Source organism: Streptomyces sp. NPDC088400 (genome assembly GCF_044753355.1).
GTDB lineage: Bacteria > Actinomycetota > Actinomycetes > Streptomycetales > Streptomycetaceae > Streptomyces.
Window position 1 is genome coordinate 696,091 of the sequence record NZ_JBIVMZ010000003.1, and the last position, 20,904, is coordinate 716,994.

Annotated in this window: 19 protein-coding genes; 9 read left to right on the top strand and 10 right to left on the bottom strand. The window is 70.7% G+C overall.

What is annotated here, in order from left to right:
- The first annotated feature begins 2 nt into the window (after positions 1–2).
- Both ACIQD6_RS10645 and ACIQD6_RS10650 read left to right on the top strand, forming a co-directional pair.
- The gene (locus tag ACIQD6_RS10645; RefSeq protein WP_401880506.1) at positions 3–1,538 is read left to right on the top strand and encodes an amidohydrolase family protein; all 1,536 of its coding nucleotides are present in this window, start codon (positions 3–5) and stop codon (positions 1,536–1,538) included.
- Positions 1,539–1,688: 150 nt separating this feature from the next.
- Positions 1,689–2,906, top strand: coding sequence for a PP2C family protein-serine/threonine phosphatase (locus tag ACIQD6_RS10650; protein ID WP_401880508.1), 1,218 nt, complete (start codon positions 1,689–1,691; stop codon positions 2,904–2,906).
- On the opposite strand, the gene ACIQD6_RS10655 is transcribed toward ACIQD6_RS10650, so the two are convergent.
- The 7 genes from ACIQD6_RS10655 to ACIQD6_RS10685 all read right to left on the bottom strand — a co-directional run bounded on the left by ACIQD6_RS10655 (position 2,875) and on the right by ACIQD6_RS10685 (position 9,633).
- The gene (locus ACIQD6_RS10655) at positions 2,875–3,549 is read right to left on the bottom strand and encodes a 4-carboxy-4-hydroxy-2-oxoadipate aldolase/oxaloacetate decarboxylase (RefSeq protein WP_401880510.1); all 675 of its coding nucleotides are present in this window, start codon (positions 3,547–3,549) and stop codon (positions 2,875–2,877) included. The two genes, ACIQD6_RS10650 and ACIQD6_RS10655, sit on opposite strands and share 32 nt — an antisense overlap.
- A gap of 57 nt (positions 3,550–3,606) precedes the next feature.
- On the bottom strand, positions 3,607–4,821 hold the full coding sequence (locus tag ACIQD6_RS10660; protein WP_401880512.1) for an aspartate transaminase: 1,215 nt from the start codon (positions 4,819–4,821) through the stop codon (positions 3,607–3,609).
- 1 nt (position 4,822) lies between these two features.
- On the bottom strand, positions 4,823–5,566 hold the full coding sequence (locus ACIQD6_RS10665; RefSeq protein WP_401880514.1) for an SDR family oxidoreductase: 744 nt from the start codon (positions 5,564–5,566) through the stop codon (positions 4,823–4,825).
- Between the two features lie 74 nt (positions 5,567–5,640).
- Complete coding sequence (locus tag ACIQD6_RS10670) at positions 5,641–7,008, bottom strand: MFS transporter (protein ID WP_401880516.1); 1,368 nt, start codon at positions 7,006–7,008, stop codon at positions 5,641–5,643.
- A 73-nt stretch (positions 7,009–7,081) separates the two neighbouring features.
- A complete protein-coding gene (locus ACIQD6_RS10675) occupies positions 7,082–8,065 on the bottom strand; it encodes a biotin-dependent carboxyltransferase family protein (protein ID WP_401880517.1) in 984 nt (327 codons plus the stop codon).
- Complete coding sequence (locus ACIQD6_RS10680) at positions 8,058–8,837, bottom strand: allophanate hydrolase subunit 1 (protein ID WP_401880519.1); 780 nt, start codon at positions 8,835–8,837, stop codon at positions 8,058–8,060. The genes ACIQD6_RS10675 and ACIQD6_RS10680 overlap by 8 nt, the downstream gene beginning before the upstream one ends.
- A 1-nt stretch (position 8,838) precedes the next feature.
- Complete coding sequence (locus ACIQD6_RS10685) at positions 8,839–9,633, bottom strand: LamB/YcsF family protein (RefSeq protein ID WP_401880521.1); 795 nt, start codon at positions 9,631–9,633, stop codon at positions 8,839–8,841.
- Positions 9,634–9,893: 260 nt separating this feature from the next.
- Between ACIQD6_RS10685 and nac the strand changes: the two genes are divergently transcribed.
- On the top strand, positions 9,894–10,838 hold the full coding sequence (nac, locus tag ACIQD6_RS10690; RefSeq protein WP_401880522.1) for a nitrogen assimilation transcriptional regulator NAC: 945 nt from the start codon (positions 9,894–9,896) through the stop codon (positions 10,836–10,838).
- Between the two features lie 49 nt (positions 10,839–10,887).
- On the opposite strand, the gene ACIQD6_RS10695 is transcribed toward nac, so the two are convergent.
- Positions 10,888–11,655 carry an IclR family transcriptional regulator gene (locus ACIQD6_RS10695; RefSeq protein WP_401880524.1) on the bottom strand — a complete coding sequence of 256 codons (768 nt, stop codon included), beginning with the start codon at positions 11,653–11,655 and terminating at the stop codon, positions 10,888–10,890.
- A gap of 162 nt (positions 11,656–11,817) precedes the next feature.
- Here ACIQD6_RS10695 and ACIQD6_RS10700 point away from each other — a divergent pair, with 162 nt between their 5' ends.
- The 3 genes from ACIQD6_RS10700 (at position 11,818) to ACIQD6_RS10710 (ending at position 14,725) form a co-directional block, all read left to right on the top strand.
- On the top strand, positions 11,818–12,834 hold the full coding sequence (locus ACIQD6_RS10700) for a 2-hydroxyacid dehydrogenase (protein ID WP_401880526.1): 1,017 nt from the start codon (positions 11,818–11,820) through the stop codon (positions 12,832–12,834).
- Positions 12,831–13,601, top strand: a complete 771-nt coding sequence (locus tag ACIQD6_RS10705; protein WP_401880527.1) for an SDR family oxidoreductase — start codon at positions 12,831–12,833, stop codon at positions 13,599–13,601. The genes ACIQD6_RS10700 and ACIQD6_RS10705 overlap by 4 nt, the downstream gene beginning before the upstream one ends.
- A gap of 95 nt (positions 13,602–13,696) precedes the next feature.
- Complete coding sequence (locus tag ACIQD6_RS10710) at positions 13,697–14,725, top strand: L-idonate 5-dehydrogenase (RefSeq protein WP_401880529.1); 1,029 nt, start codon at positions 13,697–13,699, stop codon at positions 14,723–14,725.
- Positions 14,726–14,800: 75 nt separating this feature from the next.
- Here ACIQD6_RS10710 and ACIQD6_RS10715 read toward each other — a convergent pair whose 3' ends face one another.
- Positions 14,801–15,820 carry an alcohol dehydrogenase gene (locus tag ACIQD6_RS10715; protein WP_401880531.1) on the bottom strand — a complete coding sequence of 340 codons (1,020 nt, stop codon included), beginning with the start codon at positions 15,818–15,820 and terminating at the stop codon, positions 14,801–14,803.
- A 191-nt stretch (positions 15,821–16,011) separates the two neighbouring features.
- Between ACIQD6_RS10715 and ACIQD6_RS10720 the strand changes: the two genes are divergently transcribed.
- From ACIQD6_RS10720 to ACIQD6_RS10730, 3 genes are all read left to right on the top strand, one after another.
- The gene (locus ACIQD6_RS10720; RefSeq protein ID WP_401880533.1) at positions 16,012–16,377 is read left to right on the top strand and encodes a DUF488 domain-containing protein; all 366 of its coding nucleotides are present in this window, start codon (positions 16,012–16,014) and stop codon (positions 16,375–16,377) included.
- 145 nt (positions 16,378–16,522) lie between these two features.
- Positions 16,523–17,932, top strand: coding sequence for an FAD-binding oxidoreductase (locus ACIQD6_RS10725; RefSeq protein ID WP_401880535.1), 1,410 nt, complete (start codon positions 16,523–16,525; stop codon positions 17,930–17,932).
- Positions 17,933–17,999: 67 nt separating this feature from the next.
- Positions 18,000–18,470 carry a hypothetical protein gene (locus ACIQD6_RS10730; protein ID WP_401880537.1) on the top strand — a complete coding sequence of 157 codons (471 nt, stop codon included), beginning with the start codon at positions 18,000–18,002 and terminating at the stop codon, positions 18,468–18,470.
- Between the two features lie 15 nt (positions 18,471–18,485).
- Here the strand turns inward: ACIQD6_RS10730 and ACIQD6_RS10735 are convergent, their stop codons facing one another.
- Entirely contained in the window at positions 18,486–20,888 is a 2,403-nt protein-coding gene (locus ACIQD6_RS10735; RefSeq protein WP_401880538.1) for an alpha-L-fucosidase, read from the bottom strand.
- Between the last annotated feature and the right edge of the window lie 16 nt (positions 20,889–20,904).

Here is a 20,904-nt window from a genome sequence, read left to right on the forward strand (position 1 = left end):
CCGTGACCGCACCCCAGCCACCCTCCCCGTCCGTCTCACCCGACCCGTCCACTTCATCCGCCTCGCCGCGCACACTGCGCCGGGTACGTCTCGGGGCGGGCGGGCCGCTGTGCGACGTACGGATCGAGGGCGGACTCGTCAGCGAGATCCACCCGGCGGGGACATCGCGACGCGTCGGTGAGCCCGGCGTCGATCTCGACGGCCGTACGCTCCTGCCCGGCCTGTGGGACGCGCACGTGCACATCGTGCAGTGGGCCGTGGCCCGCCGCCGTCTCGACCTGGCGGGCACCGTCTCGGCCCGCGACGCCACGGACGCCGTACGGGAACGGGCCGCCGGAATGTCGCCCGGTGAGCTACTGGCGGGCTACGGCTTCCGGGACGGCCTGTGGCCGGACCTCCCCCACAAGGATCTGCTGGACGCCGTCGTCCCGGACCGCCCCACCATCCTCGTCGGCGCCGACCTGCACACGGCCTGGCTCAACTCCGCCGCTCTCGCCTCACTGGGCCAGGGCGACCACCCCACCGGGATACTGCGCGAGGACGAGTGCCTCCACGCCACCGCCGAACTGTCCTCCGTGTCCCAGGAGTCCGCAGACACCTGGGTCCGGGATGCCTGCGCGGCTGCCGCCCGACGCGGCATCACGGGCCTCCTGGACTTCGAGTGGGCGGACAATCTCACCGACTGGCCCCGCCGGATGGCGGGCGGGACCGTACCGGTCAGAGTGGCCGCCGCCGTCTACCCCGAGTACCTGGACGCGGCCATCGACAGGGGGCTGCGGACCGGCGCCGCGCCACCGGACCTCCCCGGCGGGCTGCTGGAGACCGGCCCGTTGAAGCTGTTCACCGACGGTTCCCTCAACACCCGTACGGCCCTGTGCCACGACCCGTATCCCGGCACGGCGCCCGGAGACCCCGAGGAGTACGGGATCGCCCGGGTGACGCCCGAGTCCCTGGCCGGGGTGATGCGCCGGGCGTCCGCGCACGGCATCGAGCCCGCGGTCCACGCCATCGGCGACCACGCCAACGAATTGGCGCTCGACGCCTTCGAAACCGTCCGCTGCCGGGGCCGGATCGAACACGGTCAGCTCCTGCGGCCCGAGGACCTGCCGCGCTTCGCCGACCTCGACGTCACCCTGGGGGTGCAGCCCACGCATGCCGTCGACGACCGGGACGTCGCCGACCGGCACTGGCACGGCCGTACGCACCGGGCCTTCCCGTTCGCGGACCTGCTCGCCGCCGGAGCCCGGCTGGAGCTGGGTTCCGACGCCCCGGTGGCCGCGCTCGATCCCTGGCGGTCCATCGCGAACGCCGTCGACCGTACCGACGACTCCCGCCCGGCCTGGCACCCGGAGCAGTGCCTGTCGGTGGCGCAGGCGCTGGCGGCATCGGCGCGCGGACGCCGGTCCGTACGGGTGGGAGACCGGGCCGATCTGGTGGTCGTGGACGCCGACCCGCTCACCGCGGACCCGGCCGTGCTGCGCCGTATGCCGGTGCACGGCACTCTGCTCGCGGGCGGGTGGACGTACCTGTCACATTGATCCGAGGCGGTCTGTCGCACTGACCGAGGCGGGCCACTCACGGTCCCGGCCGGGCCGCGTCGCGGTCACACGCGTGCCCTTCGCCGCTCGCGTCCGAAGGGGCCGGGGCCGAGAGTGGGAGCCAGAGCCCGGCGACGGAGGGGGTGCGGTGTGGCCAGCAGGGCGGACGAGCGTGCGGAGCCGGCCGACCTCCGGCGGGCCGCCGACCGCCGCACTCGATGGCCGTCGAACGGTGCCGTACTGCTGTGGCTCGTGGGACTGACGGTACTGATCCTGGCGCTCGACGTGCTGACCGGCGCCGGGGTACGCCTCGGCGGGCTGCTCGCCTTCCTCCCCGCATTCGCCGCCGCGTTCTGCACCGTGCCGCAGACCACGTTCACCGCCTGCTGGGCCACGGCCACGGTGGCGCTGTCACTGATCTACCAGCCGCACCATCGGAGCGACGCCGCCGTGGCGGTGCTGGTCACGGCGGTCTTCGGCGTGCTCAGTGTGCTGGGCTGCCGGTACCGGATCCGGCACGAGAACGAGTTGCTGCGGCTGCGGTCCACCGCGACCGCGATGCAGCGCAGCATCCTGCGGCCGCTGCCCCTGCTCACCGGCCAGGTACTGATGGACGGCGTCTACGAACCGCTCCAGGAGGACAAGCTCGTCGGCGGCGACATCTACGATCTGGCCGCCTCGCCCTACGGCACCCGGGTGCTGATCGGTGACGTCCAGGGCAAGGGCCTGGCCGCGATCGGGGTCGCCTTCGCCGTGATCGGCTCGTTCCGTGAGGCGGCCCACCGCGAGGCGACACTCACCGGACTCGTCGAGGCTCTGGAGGACGCCGTCGTACGGCACAACGCCGTCGCCGCCGAGACCGACGAGCCGGAACGGTTCGTCACGGCCCTCGTCCTGGGCATCGACACCACACCGGGCGTGGAGGTGGTCAACTGCGGCCACCCCCGCCCGTGTCTCATCGGCCCCGGCATGCCCCTGTCCGTACCGCTCGGCGACGCCGACCTGCCGCTGGGTCTCCACTCACTGGCGCCGGGCCCCCGCTCCGTCGACCGGTTCGACTTCCCCGCCGGCACCACACTGCTGCTGTGCACCGACGGTCTGACCGAGGCGCGCTCCCCCGACGGCGCCCTCTTCCCGTTGGAGGAACGCCTGGCCGCCGGGGCACGGCCGACGGCCGCGGGACGGCTCGCCCAGTCGCCGCACGACCTCGCCCAGTCGCTGTACGACGAGTCACGCGGCTTCGCCGCCGGCCTGCAGCAGGACGACATCGCCATCCTCACGCTCCGCCGCACCGATCCGGCGGGGCCTCGGGACGCGGTGCGATCCGCCCGGGGGATCAGCCGTCGATCACCAGACCCTTCGCCTTGAGCACGCCTTCGAGGTTGCTCACCTCGATGGTGCTCTTCCCGGCACGGTAATCGGCGATGAAGCCGTCCTCCGCTTCCTCGCGCGCCTGCGACTTCTCGACCGCGTACGCCAGGTCCTCGCGGCGTACGACCACGACGCCGTCCGCGTCGCCACGGATCACGTCGCCGGGCCGGACCAGTTCGCCGCCGATCAGAACGGGCTCGTTCATGGGCCCGATGGTCTCCTTGACCGTGCCCTTGATGCAGACGCTGTACGAGAAGACCGGGAAGCCGAGCGCGCGGAGCTGCTCGGTGTCGCGGACGCCGGTGTCGGTGACGAGCCCGGCGATGCCCTTGGCCTGGCAGGCGTTGGCCAGTACGTCGCCGAAGGAGCCCGCCTCGGTGTACTCACCCGCGGAGACCACGACGACGTCGCCGGGCTGGGCGTGGGCGATGGCGACCTGGAGCATCAGGTTGTCGCGCGGAGCGCACCGCACCGTGAAGGCGGGCCCGCACACCGACATGGCGCGGTCGACCGGTTTGATCGACGAGCTGAGGGCGCCGAGGCGGCCCTGGGCCTCGTGGACGGTGGCGGATCCGTACGCGGCCAGCCGCGCGACAAGGTCCGGATCGGGGCGGTCGACCTTGGTGGAGACATGAAGCATGGGAAGTCCTCTCGGCTCGGGGACAGGGTGGTCAGGACGGGTTCGGAACAGGCCTGTTCAGGTCAGGGCGGCGCAGGCGGCGGCGATGCGTCCGCAGGCGTCTTCGAGGACGGCCATGGACGTCGAGAAGGAGGCACGGAAGTACGGGGACGCTCCGTACGCCCCGCCGTGGATGACCGCCACGCCCTGCTCCAGCAGATACAGGGTCACGTCCTGGTCGGTGTCGAGGACACGGCCGTCCGGGGTCCGCCGGCCGATCAGGCCCTCGCAGCCGACGAAGAGGTAGAAGGCTCCGCTCGGCACCGTGCAGGAGAGTCCGGGGACCTTTTCGAGCAGTCCGATCACACGGTCGCGCCGCTCGCGGTAGACGGCGACGCTCTCGGCGACGAACGTCTGGTCGCCGCTGAGTGCTTCGGCCGCCGCCGCCTGGCTGATCGAGGACGGGCACGAGGACATCTGCGACTGGAGCTTGTTGATCGCGGCGATGATCCCGGCCGGTCCGGCGGCGTAGCCGATCCGCCAGCCGGTCATGGCGTAGGTCTTGGAGACCCCGTTGACCAGCAGGACCCGGTCCTTCAGCCCTGGCTCGACGCTGACGATGCTGAGCGCGGCGGTCTGCTCGTACCAGACCTCGTCGTAGATCTCGTCGGTCAGCACGGACACATGCGGATGGGCGAGCAGTACGTCGGCCAGCGCGCGCAGCTCGCTCTCCGTGTACGCGGCACCGGTCGGGTTCGACGGTGTGTTGAGGATCAGCCAGCGGGTGCGGTCGGTGATGGCCTCCGACAGCCGCTCGGGGGTGAGCTTGAAGCCGTCCTCCCGCGGGCACGGGACGATGACCGGTTCGCCGTCGTTGGCGCGGCACATGTCGGGGTACGACACCCAGTAGGGCGCCGGGATGATGACCTCGGTGCCGGTGTCGACGGTCGCCATCAGCGCGAGGAAGATGATCTGCTTCGCGCCGCCGCCCACCGTGATCCGGTCGGTGCCGTACGTGATGCCGGTGTGCTGTGCGAGCCGGGCGACGATGGCGTCGCGCAGCGCGGGGGTGCCGTTGACCGGCGTGTACTTGGTCTCGCCGCGCCCGATCGCTTCGATCGCCGCCTGTTTGATGTTCTCGGGGGTGTCGAAGTCGGGTTCCCCGACGGTGAGATCGAGGATGTCCCGGCCCTGGGCCTTCAGTTCGCGGGCTCGTGCCGCCGCCGCGGTGCTCGGGGACTCGTTGATACGGAGCACCCGGGCGGCGGGGGTGAAGCTTTCAGCGGTGGTCACCTCAGCCCTCCCTCTTCTCGAAGTTGAGACCGCCGGGCACCTGGAAGGTCGGCAGGATCTCGATGTGTCCGATGTTGACGTGCCGGGGCGTGCCGACGGCGTACTCGATGGCGTCGGCGACGTCTTCCGGCTTCAGCGACTCGTAGCCGTCGTAGTACAGCTCCTGGGCCTTGTCCATGTCGCCGAGCAGTCGGCCGAAGATCTCGGTCTCGACCCGTCCCGGGCAGATCTCGGTGACCCGGATCCGCTTGCCGTAACCGTCGACGCGCAGCTGCCTGGAGAGGGTGTGCACGGCGGCCTTGGTGGCGTGGTAGACGGTGTGGCCGCCGAAGTTGTAGACGCCGGCGATGGAGCTGATGTTGACGATGTGGCCGAGGTCCCGCTCCACCATGCCCGGCATGATCAGCCGTACGAGGTGCAGGACGGCCTGGATGTTGACCGCGATCTGCTCGTCCACGGCGAACTCGTCGGCGCTGAGGATGTTGCCCGTACGGGAGACCCCGGCGTTGTTGACGAGGACATCGATCTCGATGCCTTCGAGCAGTTCGGCCAGCGCGGCGGTGTCCGTGATGTCGACGGCGTGCGGGACACAGCCCGTACGTTCGGCGAGTTCGGCGAGCCGGTCGGCGTTGCGGGCCACGGCGTGGACCTGAAGTCCCTGCTTGGTGAGGCGCTCGACGATGACGGCACCGATGCCGGTCGACGCACCGGTCACCAGCGCGGTCCTGTAGTCGGAAAAGGCCATGAGGGTGTTCTCCTCTGTGGTTCTGTCGTGCGGGTGCCGGGGGGGGGTGGGGAGTCGGTCCGGGGGCGGGAGGGTTACTCGTCGCGCAGCGGGGTGTGGGCCGTCTCCCGGATGCGCAGCACCGCGAAGAACGTGCCGAGCGCGGTGGCCACGACGTAGTAGGCCGGGATGTGGGTGTTGCCGGTCAGCCCGATGAGCCAGGTCATCAGGAAGGGGGCGGAGCCACCGAAGAGCGCGGCGGAGATGTTGTAGCCGAAGCCGTAGGCGGAGTAGCGGATCCGGGTCGGGAACAGTTCCACCAGCAGGATGTGGATCACACCGGTGTGACCGGCGAACACGATCGCCATGAGGATCCCGCCGAGGATCGCCAGCGCCAGGGAGCCCTGGGTGAGCAGCAGGTAACAGGGGTATCCGAGGACGGCCATCGCCATGGCCGATCCGGCGATGACCTTTTTGCGGCCGAGCCGGTCGGAGAGCCGTCCGGCGTACGGGATGGCGATGTTGATGGCCACGAGGCTGCACGCGGTGACGATCAGGCCCTGTACGACGCTGAAGTGCAGCTCCTTGTTCAGGTACGTGGGCATGTACGAGAACAGGACGTAGTAGCCGGAGCCGTTGAGCAGCGGGATGAGCATCGCGAGGAGGACGGCTTTGCGGTGCTCCTTGGTGGAGAACGCCTCGCGCATGGGGTTGCTGGAGAGCTTCTTCTCCGCCTTCATCTGCTCGAAGCGCGGGGTGTCCTTGATCCGCTTGCGCAGGTAGAACCCGATGAGGCCCATGGGAATCGCCAGCAGGAACGGGATGCGCCAGCCCCACGACACCATCGCGTCCTCGCTGAGGGTGGCGTTGAGGGTGGTGGCGGTGAGGGTACCGACGAGCAGCGCGGTGAACGAGGCGATCTGCGCGTAGCTGGTGAGCCGGCCGCGACGGCCTTCGGGCGCGTACTCCGCGAGGAAGGTCATCGCGCCGGCGGCCTCGCCACCGACGGAGAAGCCCTGCGCGAAGCGCAGCAGGACCAGCAGGATCGGAGCCGCGATACCGATCGACGCGTATCCGGGGAGCAGGCCGATCGCGGCGGTGGCCGCGCTGATCAGCATGATGACGAAGACCAGCATCCGCTGACGGCCGATACGGTCGCCCAGGTAGCCGCAGACGATGCCGCCCAGGGGACGGACGAAGAACGGGATGCCGAAGGTCAGGAAGGTGAGCAGCATCGCCGCCTGGGCGCTCTGGCCGGGGAAGAAGACCAGGGCGAGGGTGCCGGCGAGGAATCCGTAGATGCCGTTGTCGTACAGCTCGACGAAGACGCCGATACAGCCGGCGAGAGTGACCCGCCTGACGGTTTTGCTGTCGAGGACGGGCGCTTCCGGGGATCCGGTGGTGCTGGAGTCACCTGTGGTTCCAGGCGGGTTGGGGGTGCTGGAGTTGACGGTAGTGGCCATGCTTCCTCCGAATGCGGAGAGGCTGTCCGGGCGCGCGGGAACGCGCCCGCCGGGGAGGCGGCTCCGACCGCTGTCAATGGGTGACGGCGGGGATTTTCAATGCGTCGAAGACAGCAGTGGCCCGTCGGCTGAGTGCCTGGAGCGCGTTCTGCCGCTGACGGTGAGCGGCGACCGCTTCCGCGACGGTGCGTTTGCGGAAGCGGACGGTCTGACCCGGCCGGACCTGTCCCAGGTCCGACAGGCCGGTTGAGGTGACGACCGCGAGTACCGGATATCCGGCGGTGACCCCGCGGCCTCGGTGCAGGACGAGCAGTTCGTCTCCGGCGGGGACTTCTACGGCCCCGACCGGAACACCGCGGGAGAGCACTTCGCCGGTGGTGACGCGCTGCGGTACGGGACCGCTGAGGCGCAGGCCGATGTGGTTGCTCCGCGGGGTGACGGTGAATTCCGACCGGTAGAGGAGTTCACCGGTGGTGCCGAATTCGGCGGCGTCGGGACCTTCGGTGGTGTCGATGGTCCAGGGCTCGCCGACCCGGGGTATGGGTGCCCCCAGGCGGAAAAGGGGGATGCGGGTGACGGGGTGGTCGATGGGCGGGCAGGCGTTGGTGATGCCGAGTTCGTCGTGGTCGCTCAGGGAGCGGCCGAAGCCGAGCACGGTGTCGGGGGCGCAGCTGCCGAGGAGGGTGGGTGCCTCGATGGAGCCGCGTACGGCGAGATAGACGCGCAGCCCGTCCCTGATCCGGGAGATGGAGATGGTCTGGCCCGGGCGGACGGCCACCGCTTCCCAGCACGCCTGCGGGACGCCGTCGACGGTCAGGTCGGCGGGGGCGCCGGTGACGGCGATGAGGACGTCGGTGGACGGGGTGCAGCTGAAGTCGAGTGCCGTGATCTCGATCATCGGGTCGCTCGGGCGGTTGCCGGTGAGCGCGTTGGCGGCCTGCGCGGAGTACTGGTCGAGGGCGCCGTTGAGCGGGAGTCCGTAGCGGGAGCGGCCGTACCGGCCGAGGTCCTGGAGCACGGAGATACCGGCCTTGTGGACGGTCAGGGTCTCACCCATGTGCCGCCTCCAGCGAGGCTCCGGCGTAGTCGTCCCACCGGTCGGGGCTGATCGGCACGAACCGGAAGCGGTCGCCGGGCCGGTAGGGGCACAGCGGGTCCGCGGTGAGGTCGAGGATGCGCAGCGGGGTGCGTCCCAGCAGCGGCCAGCCGCCCGGTGAGCGCATCGGGCAGATGACGGCCTGCCGGCCCGCCACCGCGATCGATCCGGCGGGGACGCTCGTACGGGGCGAGGCCAGCCGGGGTACGGGGACCGGGAACGGCGGCCCGTCCATCATCGGGGAGCCTGCCGGGGCGCCGAGACATCGGACCGTGAACGAGGTGCCGGAGTGCAGGTCGACGACCTCCTGCTCGGTCAGCCCGAGCTGCTCGGCGACGACGGGCAGGTCCGGGCCGTGCTCGCCCCCGTACACGACGGGCACGGTGAAGTGCTGGGGCGCCGGGCGCTGTGCTGTGCCGGCGGCGGACCCGGCCAGGGCGGCCCGGACCGCGCGGGTGACGGCCTCGTGGTCGGTGACGGCGCAGTCGAACTCCACGAGCAGCTTGTCGTAGGCCGGGACGATGCCGTACACGCCCAAGGGTGCGTCGGCGCCGATCGAGTCGGCCACGGCGTGGACGGTCTGCCAGCGGCTGTCGGCGTCGGCCCCGGTGGCGGTGACCACCACGGCGGAGTCGCCGCAGTCGGCGATGTGGATACCGGGCCGGTCGGCGCGGCCGGGCCCCTCCTCGTGGGCGGGCCGGTCATCGCGGACGGGACAGTCGTCGAGATCCATCTCAGGCCGCCGCTCGTCGTGCGTTTCGGTCCAGTACGTCCGCGAGCGCGGCGATCTCGACGCCCGCGTCGACCAGTGCGGCACGTACGGTGCGGGCGCACGCGACGGCCCCGGGGGTGTCACCGTGCAGCAGGACGGTGTCGCACTCGACCGGGATGTCGTTGCCGCCCACGGAGCGGATGACGCCCTCGGTCACCATGCGGACGGTGCGCCGCGCGATCTCCTCCGGGGCGGTGATGACCGCGCCGGGCTCGCCGCGCGGCACCAGGGTGCCGTCGTCCTGGTAGGCACGGTCGGCGATGCCGACGATGCCGACCCGAAGGCCGCGTTCGCGCGCTGCCGTGGCGAGCTCACCGTCCTGGGCGAGGACGATGATCGTCTGGTCGAGGGAGGCGATCGCGTCCACGACGGCCCGCGCGTAGTCCGCACGGACCGCGACGAGGTTGCCGAGCCGTCCGTGCGGCGCGACATGCGCGACGCGGGTGCCATGGGCGACGGCGAAGGCGTGGAGGGCGCCGATCTGGTACAGCATGTCGGTGCGTACCTCGTCCGGTGTCAGGTCCATGGCGCGCCGCCCGAACCCGACGAGGTCGGGGAAGCTGGGGTGGGCGCCGACGCCGACACCGCGGCCGACACAGGAGCGGACCGTGGCGTCCATGATCCGGGGATCGCCCGCGTGGAATCCGCAGGCTATGTTTGCCGAGGTGAGCAGGGAGAGCAGTGCTTCGTCGTCGCCCATCCGGTACGCGCCGAAGCCTTCGCCGAGGTCGGCGACAAGATCAACTGCAAGCGTCATAGCGGCCTCCGGCGAGGGAACGTTGGATGACGAGGAAGCTACTTTCAGCCACCCGTCGCCGACAAATACCTGTTCTGCGTGACGTGATCGGTGCCACTTATGGATCGGCCCGCGCGGGGCTTATGGATCAGCCGATGTGGGCAGCGCACGGAGTCGGCAGCGGAGCCGCTCGCGGACCCGGCGGCCGGGGAACATGGGCACTGAGGGGCGCGTATCCTGCTGGCCTCCGCCCCCGACACGGAACCGGAGGGTCAGGGTCGATGGACACGCGACGGCTCCACTCATTCGTAAAGATCGTCGACGCGGGAAGCATCACGCGCGCCGCCGACATCCTTCATGTCGCGCAGCCCGCGCTGAGCCAGCAAGTGTCCGCCCTGGAAGCCCAGTTCAAGCAGCAGCTGCTCATCCGCAGCAAGCGCGGTGTCGTCCCCACGGAGGCGGGCCGGGCCCTCTACCGGCACGCGCAGCTCATCCTGCACCAGGTCGAGCAGGCACACGCCGCCGTCGGGACCGGCGGCCGGACACCGGCCGGCCGGGTCTCGGTCGGCCTCGCACCGTGCAGCACGGGCGCGGCGCTGGCGCTTCCGCTGCTCCGCGCGGTGCGGGAGCGGTATCCGGACATCGTTCTGCACCTCAACGAGAACTCGGGCGGGGTGCTGAGCGAAGCGATCATGACCGGCCGGATGGACATGGCGTTCATCTACGGATCCGGGCCCATGCGCGGCGTCGAGTTCGAGCCGATGCTCACCGAGGAGCTCTTCCTGGTCACGGCGCCGGACGCGGCACCGCACGATCCCCCGGCCGGGGACGCGCAGGCCCCTGAGGTCGCGCTGAGCGAGCTGGCGGGCGCCGAACTGCTGCTGCCCAGCCCGTCGCACACCATCCGGCAGGTGATGGACCACGCCCTTCGGACGGCCTCCGTCGAACCGAGAGTCATCGGCGAGGCGGAATCGACATCGACTCTGGTCGCCGCTGTGGTCGAGGGGATGGGGGCGACGGTGCTTCCCCGGTCGCTGGCCCGGGCGACGCGTGAGGCGAGGGACGTCACGGTACGCAGGATCACCGGCCCCTCGATCGAGGTGACGCTCTCCCTCTGTTTCTCGCACCACCAGCCGCTGTCCGAGCCCGCGCTCGCCGTGCACGATGTCTTCCACGAGCTCATCGGCGCGTTCGTCCAGACCGACCGGCAGGGCGACAGGACCTGAAGAGCCGACCCTGCGACGCCCCCGGCGAACGCCCTTCGGTGAACGCCTCTCAGCGAGGGGGCAGCCGGGCACTCAGTTCGGCGGCCGCCGAGCGGAGCAGCGGCACCATCGTGACCAGGTCGTCCATGGTGCGGCGGAAGGCGGGAGCGGCCGTGGACAGCGCGGCGAACACACCGCCGTCGGGACGCAGAATGGGCACGGCCACGGCGCGCAGTCCCTGGTGGTGCTCCTCGTCGGCCGTGGCATAGCCGCGCTCGGCGGCGAGCCGTACGTCCTCGCGCAGCACCTCGCGGTCGGTGATGCTGTTCGGCCCGTAGGGCGTGAGTTCCACCCGGTCCAGGAGGTCGGCGCGGACGTCCTGGGCGGCGAAGGCCATCAGGACCTTGCCCATCGAGGTGCAGTGCAGCGGGCCGTGCCGGCCCGGTTCGCTGCGTACCCCGACCGTGAGCGGTCCGTCCACGTAGTGCACGTACAGATGACGCGTCCCGTCGAGGACGGACATCAGGGTGGCCTCCTGGGTCGCCCGCGTCACCTCCTGCATGACCGGGAGGGCGGTGCCCGCGAACCCGTAGGCCTGGCCCGCCCGTTGGCCGAGCTGGAACAGCCGCAGACCGGGCTTGTAGCGCTTGCCGGACGACTCGAACTCCACCAGGCCTTCCCGGCACAGCGCGTTCACCAGCCGGTGTGACGTACTGACGGGGACGCCGCTCTCACGGGCCAGCTCCGACAACGTGATGCCGTGCGGGTGTCCGCCGACCAGGACCAGCAGGCGCACGGCCCTGCCCACTACATCGGCTGGTACGTCATTGGTGTGCACGGCGCCAAAATACCACTCGGTTTGCCACTGTACGGAAATGGCTTCCATTCAGTGGATTTGGTCTCGCCGCAGAACACGATGGTTGACATCTCTCCACCTCGATGAACACCATGGTTTCCGTTCAACGGATTCATTTCTCACTGAGTGGAAAGAGGAGAGGGTATGGCGCAGCGCGTGCTCACCACCCGTCCCATGCTTCCCGGGGGCGGCCTGGACCGGCTGGGTGCGGCGGTGGACCTGGTACGTCCTCCGGGCCCCGGCAAGCCGGCCCCGGAAACACTGCACGAGCTCGCCGCGGGTGTGGACGGGATCCTGTGCCTCGGCAACGACTCCGTCGATGCCGCTCTGCTCGACGCGGCCGGACCCTCGCTGAAGGTCGTGAGCCTGGCCAGCATGGGGTTCGACGGGGTGGACCAGCAGGCGGCGGCCGACCGCGGCATCGTCATCACCCACACCCCGGGCGTGCTGGCCGAGACCACCGCGGACCTGGCGTTCGGACTGCTCCTCATGGCGCGCCGACGGCTCGGCACCGCCCGCGACAGCCTGCTCGGCGGTGAGTGGCAGGCCTTCGACATGGGCGGCCACCTCGGTCTCGACGTGTACGGCGCGACCCTCGGCATCATCGGCTACGGCGCGATCGGCCAGGCCGTGGCCCGGCGGGGGAAGGGATTCGGCATGCGGGTGCTGCACCACTCCCGAAGCACCGCCCCGGACGGCACGGGGGACATCGCACCGGACGAGAACGGCTCCGTGGCGGTCGACCTGCCGACCCTCCTCGCCGAGTCGGACATCATCTCCCTGCACGTCCCGCTCAGCCCCGCCACCCGTAATCTCATCGGGGCGGCCGAGCTGCGTGCCATGAAGCCGACCGCCACCCTCGTCAACACCGCTCGCGGGGGTGTCGTCGACGAGGACGCCCTTCTTGAGGCGCTGGACGCGGGCACCCTCCACTCGGCCGGTCTGGACGTCTTCGCGCGCGAGCCGATGGGCCCGGAGCCCACTGCCCTGGCCCGCCACCCGCGCGTGGTGCCCCTTCCGCACATCGGCTCGGCCACCGAGTCGACCCGGGCCCACATGGTCGACCTCGCCGCCGACAACATTCTCGACGTGCTGGGCGGGAACCCGGCCCGCACCGCGATCCCGGGGTCCAGCCCCGTTCCCCGTAAGGACCCCGCATGAGTCACCCGCTCTTCGACATCGGCGGACGCGTCGCCCTGGTCACCGGCTCCAGCCGGGGCATCGGCCGTGCGCTGGCCCAGGGCCTGCTGGAAGCCGGCTGCACGGTCGTCCTCAACGGCCGTGACGAGACCGCGCTGGAACGCACCCGCCGGGAACTGGCCGACCTCACCGGCGGCACGGTCCTGGCCGAGGCCTTCGACGTGACGGTCCCGGCCGCCGTGGCCGACGGCATCGCGCGGGTCGAGGACCGGGCGGGCCCCATCGACATCCTGGTCAACAACACCGGCGCCCAACACCGCACGCCCTTCACCGACTTCGCGGACGACGACTGGTACCGCCTGCTCGACACCAATCTCACCAGCGCCTTCCTGGTGGGCCGTGAGGTCGCCCGCAGGATGACCCCGCGCGGCCGGGGCAAGATCGTGAACGTCTGTTCGCTCCAGAGCGAGGTCGTACGCCCCGGAATCGCGCCGTACGCGGCCACCAAGGGCGGTCTGAAGCTGCTCACCAAGGGAATGTGCGCGGACCTCGGCCCCTCCGGGATCCAGGTGAACGCCCTGGGGCCCGGGTACTTCCGGACCGAACTGACCGCCGCGCTCGTCGCGGATGAGGAGTTCAGTGCCTGGGTACGCGGCCGTACCCCGGCCGGGCGCTGGGGCGAGGTCGAGGACCTGATCGGCGCGCTGGTCTTCCTCTCCTCGCCCGCGTCCGACTTCGTCAACGGGCAGATCCTGTACGTCGACGGCGGCATGCTCTCCGTCCTCTGACGGCCCGGTCGCCACCCGCACCACCGGCCACCACAGCATCGGCGGCCGTCACCACATCGCCGGCCACCGGCCGCCACACCCCCGGAGCACCCACCATGCGAGCTTGCGTCGTCCACGGGGCCAAAGACCTGCGTGTCGAGGCCTACGACCCCGGCGTCCCCGGCCCTGACGAGATCGCCGTCTCGGTCTCGCTGGGCGGGATCTGCGGATCCGACCTGCACTACTACCACCGGGGCGCGGTCGGTGACTTCCAGCTGCGCGAGCCCATGGTGCTCGGCCACGAGGTCGTCGGCCGGGTCGCCTCGCTCGGCCCCGGCGCGGACGGCCCGGCCGTCGGCACCCCGGTGGCCATCCATCCCGCGACTCCGTGCGACAGCTGCCGCGAGTGCGCCGAGGACCACCGCAACGTGTGCGCCCACTCCCGCTATCTGGGCAGTGCGGCCCGCACGCCGCATGTCCAGGGCGGCTTCGCGCGGCGCATCGTCGTACCCGCCGCCCAGGTGCGCGCGCTGCCCGCCGGGCTGAGCCCGCGCCGGGCCGTTCTCGCCGAGCCGCTGTCCGTGGCCCTGCACGCCGTGCGCCGCGCGGGGGACGTCGCGGGCAAGCGCGTACTGGTCACCGGCGCCGGGCCGATCGGCCTGCTCGTCGTGGCGGTCCTGCGCCACGCGGGCGCGGCCGAGATCATCGTGAGTGATCTCCTGGAACAGCCTCTGGAGCTGGCCACCCGGGTGGGCGCCACCACCACTGTCCGGGCGGACCGCCCGGACGAGCAGGAACGGGCGCAGGACGCCGACATCGCCATCGAGGCCTCGGGCGCGCCGGCCGGACTCCGTACCTGCGTCGAGCGGGTACGCCGCAGCGGCACGCTGGTGCTGCTGGGCCTGCTCCCGCCGGGTGAGATCGGATTCCTGGGGAACACCGTGGTCACCCGCGAGATCACCGTGCGCGGCTCGTTCCGCTTCGACGCCGACTTCGACGAGGCGCTCTCGCTGCTGGCCGACGGGCTCGACGTCGAGCCCGTCATCACCCACACCTTCCCGCTGGCCGAGGCCGCCTCGGCCTTCGATCTCGCGGGAGACCGGACCCTTGCGTCCAAGGTCCTCCTGGACCTGGACAGCGAGTAGGCACAGGGGACCGAGTAGGCGCAGGGGACGGGGACCCGTTCCGGGGGCGCGGGCGTCAGCGGATGGTGAGCCCCATCAGCGGTTGGTGAGCACCATCCGGAAGCGGGCGGCGCCGGAGAGCATCTTCTTGTATGCCTGATCGGCGTCGTCCAGGGGCACGACCTCGACCATCGGCACGATCCCGTGCAGGACACTGAACGCCAGGGTGTCCTGGATGTCCTGCGCGGTGCCGGACGGGTGACCGCGGACGATCTTGCCCTGGAGGAGGAGCTGGTTCGGGCTGATTCCCAGCGGCTCGGTGTCCGCGCCGATCACCACCAGCTCACCGCGGGGGACCAGCCCGTCCACGGTCGCCGTGATGGCCTCGGAGTTGGCGGCGGTGGCCAGGACGGCCTTGGCTCCGCCGAGCGCTTGGAGCGCGTCTGCGACGGGGGTGTCCGCCGTGCTGTCGATGTAGTGGTGCGCGCCGAGTCGCGCGGCGAAGTCGGCCTTGCCGGCACCGCGGGCGATGGCGACGGTCTCGAATCCCATGGCGGCCGCGTACTTCACCCCGAGGTGCCCCAAGCCACCGATGCCGAGTACGGCGACCAGGTCTCCCGGCCGGGCGGAGCTGCGCCGCAGCCCGTTGTACGTGGTGACCCCCGCGCAGGCCAGAGGCGCCGCGTCGGTCGCCGCCAGCGAGTCGGGGATCGGGGCCAGGGCGTCCTCCGGCACGATCACGGTCTCGGCGTATCCCCCGTCGTACGCCCATCCGGGTACCTTCAGGTTCTCGCACACGATGAAGTCACCCTGCCGGCAGGGCGTGCAGTGGTGGCAGCTGCCGCCGAACCAGCCCACCGCCACCCGGTCGCCCACCTGCCGGCCCGTCGTTCCCTCGCCGAGCGCCTCGATGCGTCCGGCGATCTCGTGCCCGGGAACCAGGGGGAACCTGACGCCCGGCATCCCGGCGTCGACGAACAGGGAGTCGCTGTGGCAGATCCCGCAGGCGTCCACGGCGACCCGTACGTGGCCGGGGCCCGGCTGTGGCACCTCGCGCTCGACGATCCGGAACGGACCGCCGGGGTCGGCGGCCTCTGCGACTCGATAGGTGCTCATCTGGATCCTTCCGCGTGCCGTGGGGCGGACGTGTCGGTGGTCGGAAAGTTGTTCATGCCGACAAGCCTGCGTCGCCGGACCCGCACCCGCACCACGACGGCCACGCGTCCCCCCCACCTTGCGGGGGACGCGGCACCGGCCGAGCCTGGTACAAGGCACGGAGACCGGCACGGGATCGAGAGGGACGCGTGATGGACACCTTCGCCGTACGAAGGGTGTACGACGGCCCGGACCCGGCCGACGCGAACCGGACGCGTGTCCTGGTGGACAGGCTGTGGCCCCGGGGCGTGTCCAAGGAACGCGCTGACATCGACGAATGGCTCAAGGACATCGCCCCGTCGGCGGACTTGCGCTCCTGGTACCACCAAGATGCCTCCCGGTACGAGGAGTTCGCGTCCCGGTACAGGGACGAACTCGACGACGCCGTGCACCGGGACGTCCTGGACCACCTGCTGACCATCGCCAGGAAGCAGCCGGTCACGCTGGTGACCGCGGTGAAGGACGTGGACCGCAGTCACATCCCGACACTGCTCCGGCGCCTGGGCGGTTCGGTTTGATCAGCCGGTCCCTGGTCCGGGTGTGCCGTTGACACCTGGCCCTGCACATGACCGGGGTACGGCTCCGGGGTTACCGTCGAAGTACGTGAGAACGGCCGCCCGAGACAGCGGGGGGCGCCTCCTCCCCGCGGGAAGCGGGGACAACATGGCACTGCGTGACGTAGAGAAGGACACGGCTCTCGCCCACCTCCGCGCGGGCCTCGAGGGCGACGTGATCGAGCCTTCGGACACGTCCTACGACGAGGCCCGCGCGATCTTCAATGGGATGATCGACCGGCGCCCGGCGGTCATCGCCCAGTGCGCGACCGGGACCGACGTCGGACGGGCCATCCGTTTCGGACGCGGCCTCGGTCTGGAGACCGCGGTCCGCGGCGGCGGGCACAGCGTCGCGGGCATGGCCCTCAGCGACGGTGGTCTCGTCATCGACCTGCGCCGGATGAACGCGGTCTCGGTCGCCGCCGACGCGCTCACCGCGCGGGTCGGCGGCGGCGCGGTGATGAGCGATCTCGACGGGGCGACACAGCCGCACGCCCTGGCGACGACCGGCGGCCGGGTGTCCAGCACAGGGATCGGCGGTTTCACACTGGGTGGTGGCACCGGCTGGCTGGACCGCAAGTTTGGTCTGGCCTGCGACAATCTGCTCTCGGTGGAGCTGGTGACCGCCGACGGAAACGCCGTACGCGCGAGCGAGGACGAGAACCCCGAGCTGTTCTGGGCGCTGCACGGCGGGGGCGGCAACTTCGGTGTGGCCACCTCGCTGACTTTCCGACTGTATCCACTGCCCGCGATGACCGCCGACCTGTTGCTGTGGGCGCCCGAGGCGGGACCGGAAGTCCTGCGCGCCTACCGGGACTTCATCGAATCGGCGCCGGACGAGGTCGGCGGAGGGCTGATATACATCACCGCGCCGCCCGAACCGTTCGTACCGGAGCGCCTGGTGGGCACGCTCGTGTGCGCTGTGCTGATCACGTACACGGGCGACGAGGCGGCGGCACGTGAGGTGGCCCGGCCGATGCTGGGCCTCGGTCACGAGGCCGAGATGATCGCCGAACTGCCGTACGCCGAGCTGCAACGCATGCTCGACGCCCCGTCCGGCTACCGGAACTACTGGTCCGCCGAGCACCTCGACAGCCTCCCCGATGAAGCTGTCGACCGTTTCTGCGCCCGCGCCGACGACATGATCGTGCCCTCGCCCTCGCAGCATGTGCTGTTCCCGCAGGGTGGCGCGGTCGCCCGTGGCCCCATGGACCGCCCCCTGCCCTGGCGTCGCGCGCCGTGGGTGGTGCACCCCTTCGGGCTGTGGGACAACCCGGCCGACGACGACCGGGGCAGGCAGTGGGCCCGTGACCTGCGGGCCGATGTCGCTCCCTGGTCGAGCGGTGCCGTGTATCTCAACTTCATCGGGAGCGAGGGAGAGGAGCGCGTGGTCGCGGGGCTCGGCTCCGAGAACTACCGGCGTCTCGCCGCCGTGAAGGCCCAGTACGACCCGGACAACGTCTTCCGCCTCAACCACAACATCAAGCCCGCCCCGGCCGGGGAACTCCCGATCGCGTGAACGGACCGGCCCTCCCATCCGTATCCCTTCGGACGCCCGAACCACCATGCGAAACGAGGGACAACCGGTGACGCTCTACCGCCCCCACCCCCCGCGCGCCGTCGCGCTCCTCGCGGCCCTCCTCCTGCCCGCGCTCCTCGTGGGCTGCTCGGCCGACCAGCCCGACACCCGTAACGCCGCCCGCCCCAAGCCGAGTACCAGCGGCGTACCCTCCCCGGCACCCGCGAACATCGAGAAGATCGCCTCTCTCACAGGCTGCGAGGCCGATATCCGGATGGAGGCCGACGAACTGCGCGAAGGGGTGTGCAAGACGTCCCGGGGGAACTGGATCGTGACCACGTTCCCCGCCGAGAAGTTCAAACAGACGTGGCTGGACACCGCGAGCATGTACGGCGGTACCTATCTCGTCGGCCCGAAATGGGCCATCGGTGCCAAGCCCGCCGTCCTCAAGCAGCTCCGTACGAAGGTCGGGGGCGAGCTCCAGCAACTGCGCAGCATCAACGACCCCGCTCCCGCGACCAGTTCACCCGCCACGTGACGTCGCACGCGTGGTTCAGGACCGCCAGTCGACCTTGAACACCCACACGTACCGTCCGGTACCGCGCGCGGCCGCCGGTACGTCGACAACCAGTTTGCCGCCGGTCGTACGCCAGCTCAGCGGCCGGCCGTGGCCGAGCAGTGTCACCCGGTCGCCGGGCCTGATGGGCACCGGTGCCTCGACCGTCAGGGTGCTGCCCGGTTCGGTGAGCGAGTGGATGTAGAACGCCTTGTTCTGCCGGACCGTGAAGCGCAGGTCCTCGCCGAGCTGCGGCATTCTCGCCCAGTACGTACTGCCGTAGATCGCCTCGCCGTTGACCTTCAGCCACTGACCCGTCTCGCGCAGCCGACGCTCCATGATCTCCGGGATCGTGCCGTCGGCCCGTGGACCGATGTCGAGAAGGAAGTTGCCGTTCTTCGAGACGATGTCGACGAGGGAGCGGACAACTTCCTCGGTGGTCATGTACCTGTTGTCGGGAGTGGCCCGGTTGTACCCGTAGGAGCGCGGGTCCAGCCCCCGGCTGGCCTCCCACTTCGCGGTGACGACGGTGTCGTACGTCGTGTACTCGGGTGTGGTGAAGTCGTGCGGGCCGATGCCCGAGCGGTCGTTGACGGTCACCTCGACGGGGCGCGCCCGGTTCTTGGCGTGGTTGAAGTACTCGGCCAGGACCCGGTGGCTGTCGTTGTCGCCGCCGATGTCGCACCAGAGGACCTCGGGGTCGTATCCGTGGATCAACTCCAGCATCTGCGGGGCCTGGAGATCCTTGATGTAGTCCTTGCCGGCTGTGTGCCCCGTGTACGGCACCGGTTCGAGGGTGTACGGATTGCGGGGCGCGTGCCCCTGCCAGGGGTGGTCGGGGTTGAACCATTCCGGCATCGAGAAGTACAGGCCCCGGTGCAACTCCGGTGTGTAGCGGCGCGACGCGTCGAACAGTTCCCTGATCAGGTCGCGTTTCGGCCCCATCTTCACGGAGTTGCGGTCGGAGACCTTGGTGTCCCAAAGGGCGAAGCCCTCATGGTGCTTGGAGGTCAGGACGTGGTACTGGGCCCCTGCGTCCCGGAACAGCTCGACCCAGGACCTCGGGTCGAACTTCTCGGCGCGGAAGCGCGGGATGAAGTCGTCGTAGGCGAACGACTCGCCGTACGTCTGCCGGTGGTAGGCGTGCGTCGGGTTGGCCGGGTCCTGCATCTGGGCCCAGTACCACTCGGCGTACTGCACACCGACCGGCGCCCAGGCGGGCACGGAGTACACCCCCCAGTGGATGAAGATGCCGAACTTCGCGTCCTGGAACCAGTACGGCGCCTGATGGGTGTTCAGGGAGTCGTCGGCGGCCCGATAGTCGGGCACCCCGAGGGTGAGAGCGCGCCGGGCGTGCGCGGCCTGCTGTCCCCGGCCGTGGGCGACGACCCGGCCGTCCCGGCTGGTCCCGGGCGCGGTGCCGGGCCCGGGGCGGATCCCGATCCGGACGCGGGCCTGCTCGCCGGGGGCGAGCCGGGTGACCGTGGCCGGTGCGACGGTACGGGCGCCCGGGACGTCCACGGAGAGGCTGAGCGCGTCGGCGGCGAGGATGCCCACCGTGCCCGCGTTGACGACCGTGGCCTCGACGCTCTGGGCGCCATGGTCCAGCGACGAGGACGTCGAGTGCGCGTCCCGTACCGCCAGCACCCGCCCCTCGGCGACCGGTTGGAGGGAGATCGCGAAGATGTGCAGCGATGAGGCGTCGGGTTCGGCGGGGCGGGTGACCGGCAGGGTGAGCGCCACCGCCTCCCTGGCCGGGTCGACGGCGATCTCGGACGCGGCGATGACAACCTGGTGCGGGTCCTTGGCCCCGGTGGGGCCGTAGCGGTACGGGGCGGCCAGACCCCCCGTACCCACGTACCAGTCGGGACCGCCGAGGGCCGCGGCCGAGGTGGAACCGTCGGCGTAGTGGATGGTGACGGCGCCCGAGGCCGCGCCGTAGCTGCACGCGACAAGGAAGTGGCCCGACAGATACCGGCCCGGGGGCAGCTCGACGCGCTGCCCGAGGGCGACGATGTTGTTCTTCGCCCCCGCCGTGGCGGTCGGGAAGAGATAGCCGATGCCGCCGAACTCCACTTCCCCGGAGGGGAGTTCCTCACCGGGGAAGGTGTAGCCGGAGCCGTCGAAGTCGCCCCCTCGGGCGTCCTCGGTGTCAATGCCGTCGTTGTCGAACCACCGCTCCAGCGGAACCGGCACCGCGGCCGGGACCGTGCCCCAGCCATCACCCGGCCGTTCCCTCTCCGCCTCCGTGTCCGTATCCGCGCCCGTGCCCTTGTCCGCGCCCGTCTCCGTGGGCACGGTGTGCGCACTCGCTTCAGCCGTGGCCGGGGGGATCAGAGCGGCGCCGATCGCCGCTCCTGCCGTCATTCCGATCAGGTGGCGTCTGGGGAGTTCAGTCATGAGATCCGATGATTGG

Excerpts from the sequence above, each read along its gene's own strand:
- ACIQD6_RS10655 (WP_401880510.1), bottom strand. The coding sequence starts at position 3,549 with ATGCTTCATGTCTCCACCAAGGTCGACCGCCCCGATCCGGACCTTGTC.
- ACIQD6_RS10665 (WP_401880514.1), bottom strand. The coding sequence starts at position 5,566 with ATGGCCTTTTCCGACTACAGGACCGCGCTGGTGACCGGTGCGTCGACC.
- ACIQD6_RS10670 (WP_401880516.1), bottom strand. The coding sequence starts at position 7,008 with ATGGCCACTACCGTCAACTCCAGCACCCCCAACCCGCCTGGAACCACA.
- ACIQD6_RS10675 (WP_401880517.1), bottom strand. The coding sequence starts at position 8,065 with ATGGGTGAGACCCTGACCGTCCACAAGGCCGGTATCTCCGTGCTCCAG.
- ACIQD6_RS10680 (WP_401880519.1), bottom strand. The coding sequence starts at position 8,837 with ATGGATCTCGACGACTGTCCCGTCCGCGATGACCGGCCCGCCCACGAG.
- ACIQD6_RS10685 (WP_401880521.1), bottom strand. The coding sequence starts at position 9,633 with ATGACGCTTGCAGTTGATCTTGTCGCCGACCTCGGCGAAGGCTTCGGC.
- nac (WP_401880522.1), top strand. The coding sequence starts at position 9,894 with ATGGACACGCGACGGCTCCACTCATTCGTAAAGATCGTCGACGCGGGA.
- ACIQD6_RS10700 (WP_401880526.1), top strand. The coding sequence starts at position 11,818 with ATGGCGCAGCGCGTGCTCACCACCCGTCCCATGCTTCCCGGGGGCGGC.
- ACIQD6_RS10705 (WP_401880527.1), top strand. The coding sequence starts at position 12,831 with ATGAGTCACCCGCTCTTCGACATCGGCGGACGCGTCGCCCTGGTCACC.
- ACIQD6_RS10710 (WP_401880529.1), top strand. The coding sequence starts at position 13,697 with ATGCGAGCTTGCGTCGTCCACGGGGCCAAAGACCTGCGTGTCGAGGCC.
- ACIQD6_RS10715 (WP_401880531.1), bottom strand. The coding sequence starts at position 15,820 with ATGAGCACCTATCGAGTCGCAGAGGCCGCCGACCCCGGCGGTCCGTTC.
- ACIQD6_RS10720 (WP_401880533.1), top strand. The coding sequence starts at position 16,012 with ATGGACACCTTCGCCGTACGAAGGGTGTACGACGGCCCGGACCCGGCC.
- ACIQD6_RS10725 (WP_401880535.1), top strand. The coding sequence starts at position 16,523 with ATGGCACTGCGTGACGTAGAGAAGGACACGGCTCTCGCCCACCTCCGC.
- ACIQD6_RS10735 (WP_401880538.1), bottom strand. The coding sequence starts at position 20,888 with ATGACTGAACTCCCCAGACGCCACCTGATCGGAATGACGGCAGGAGCG.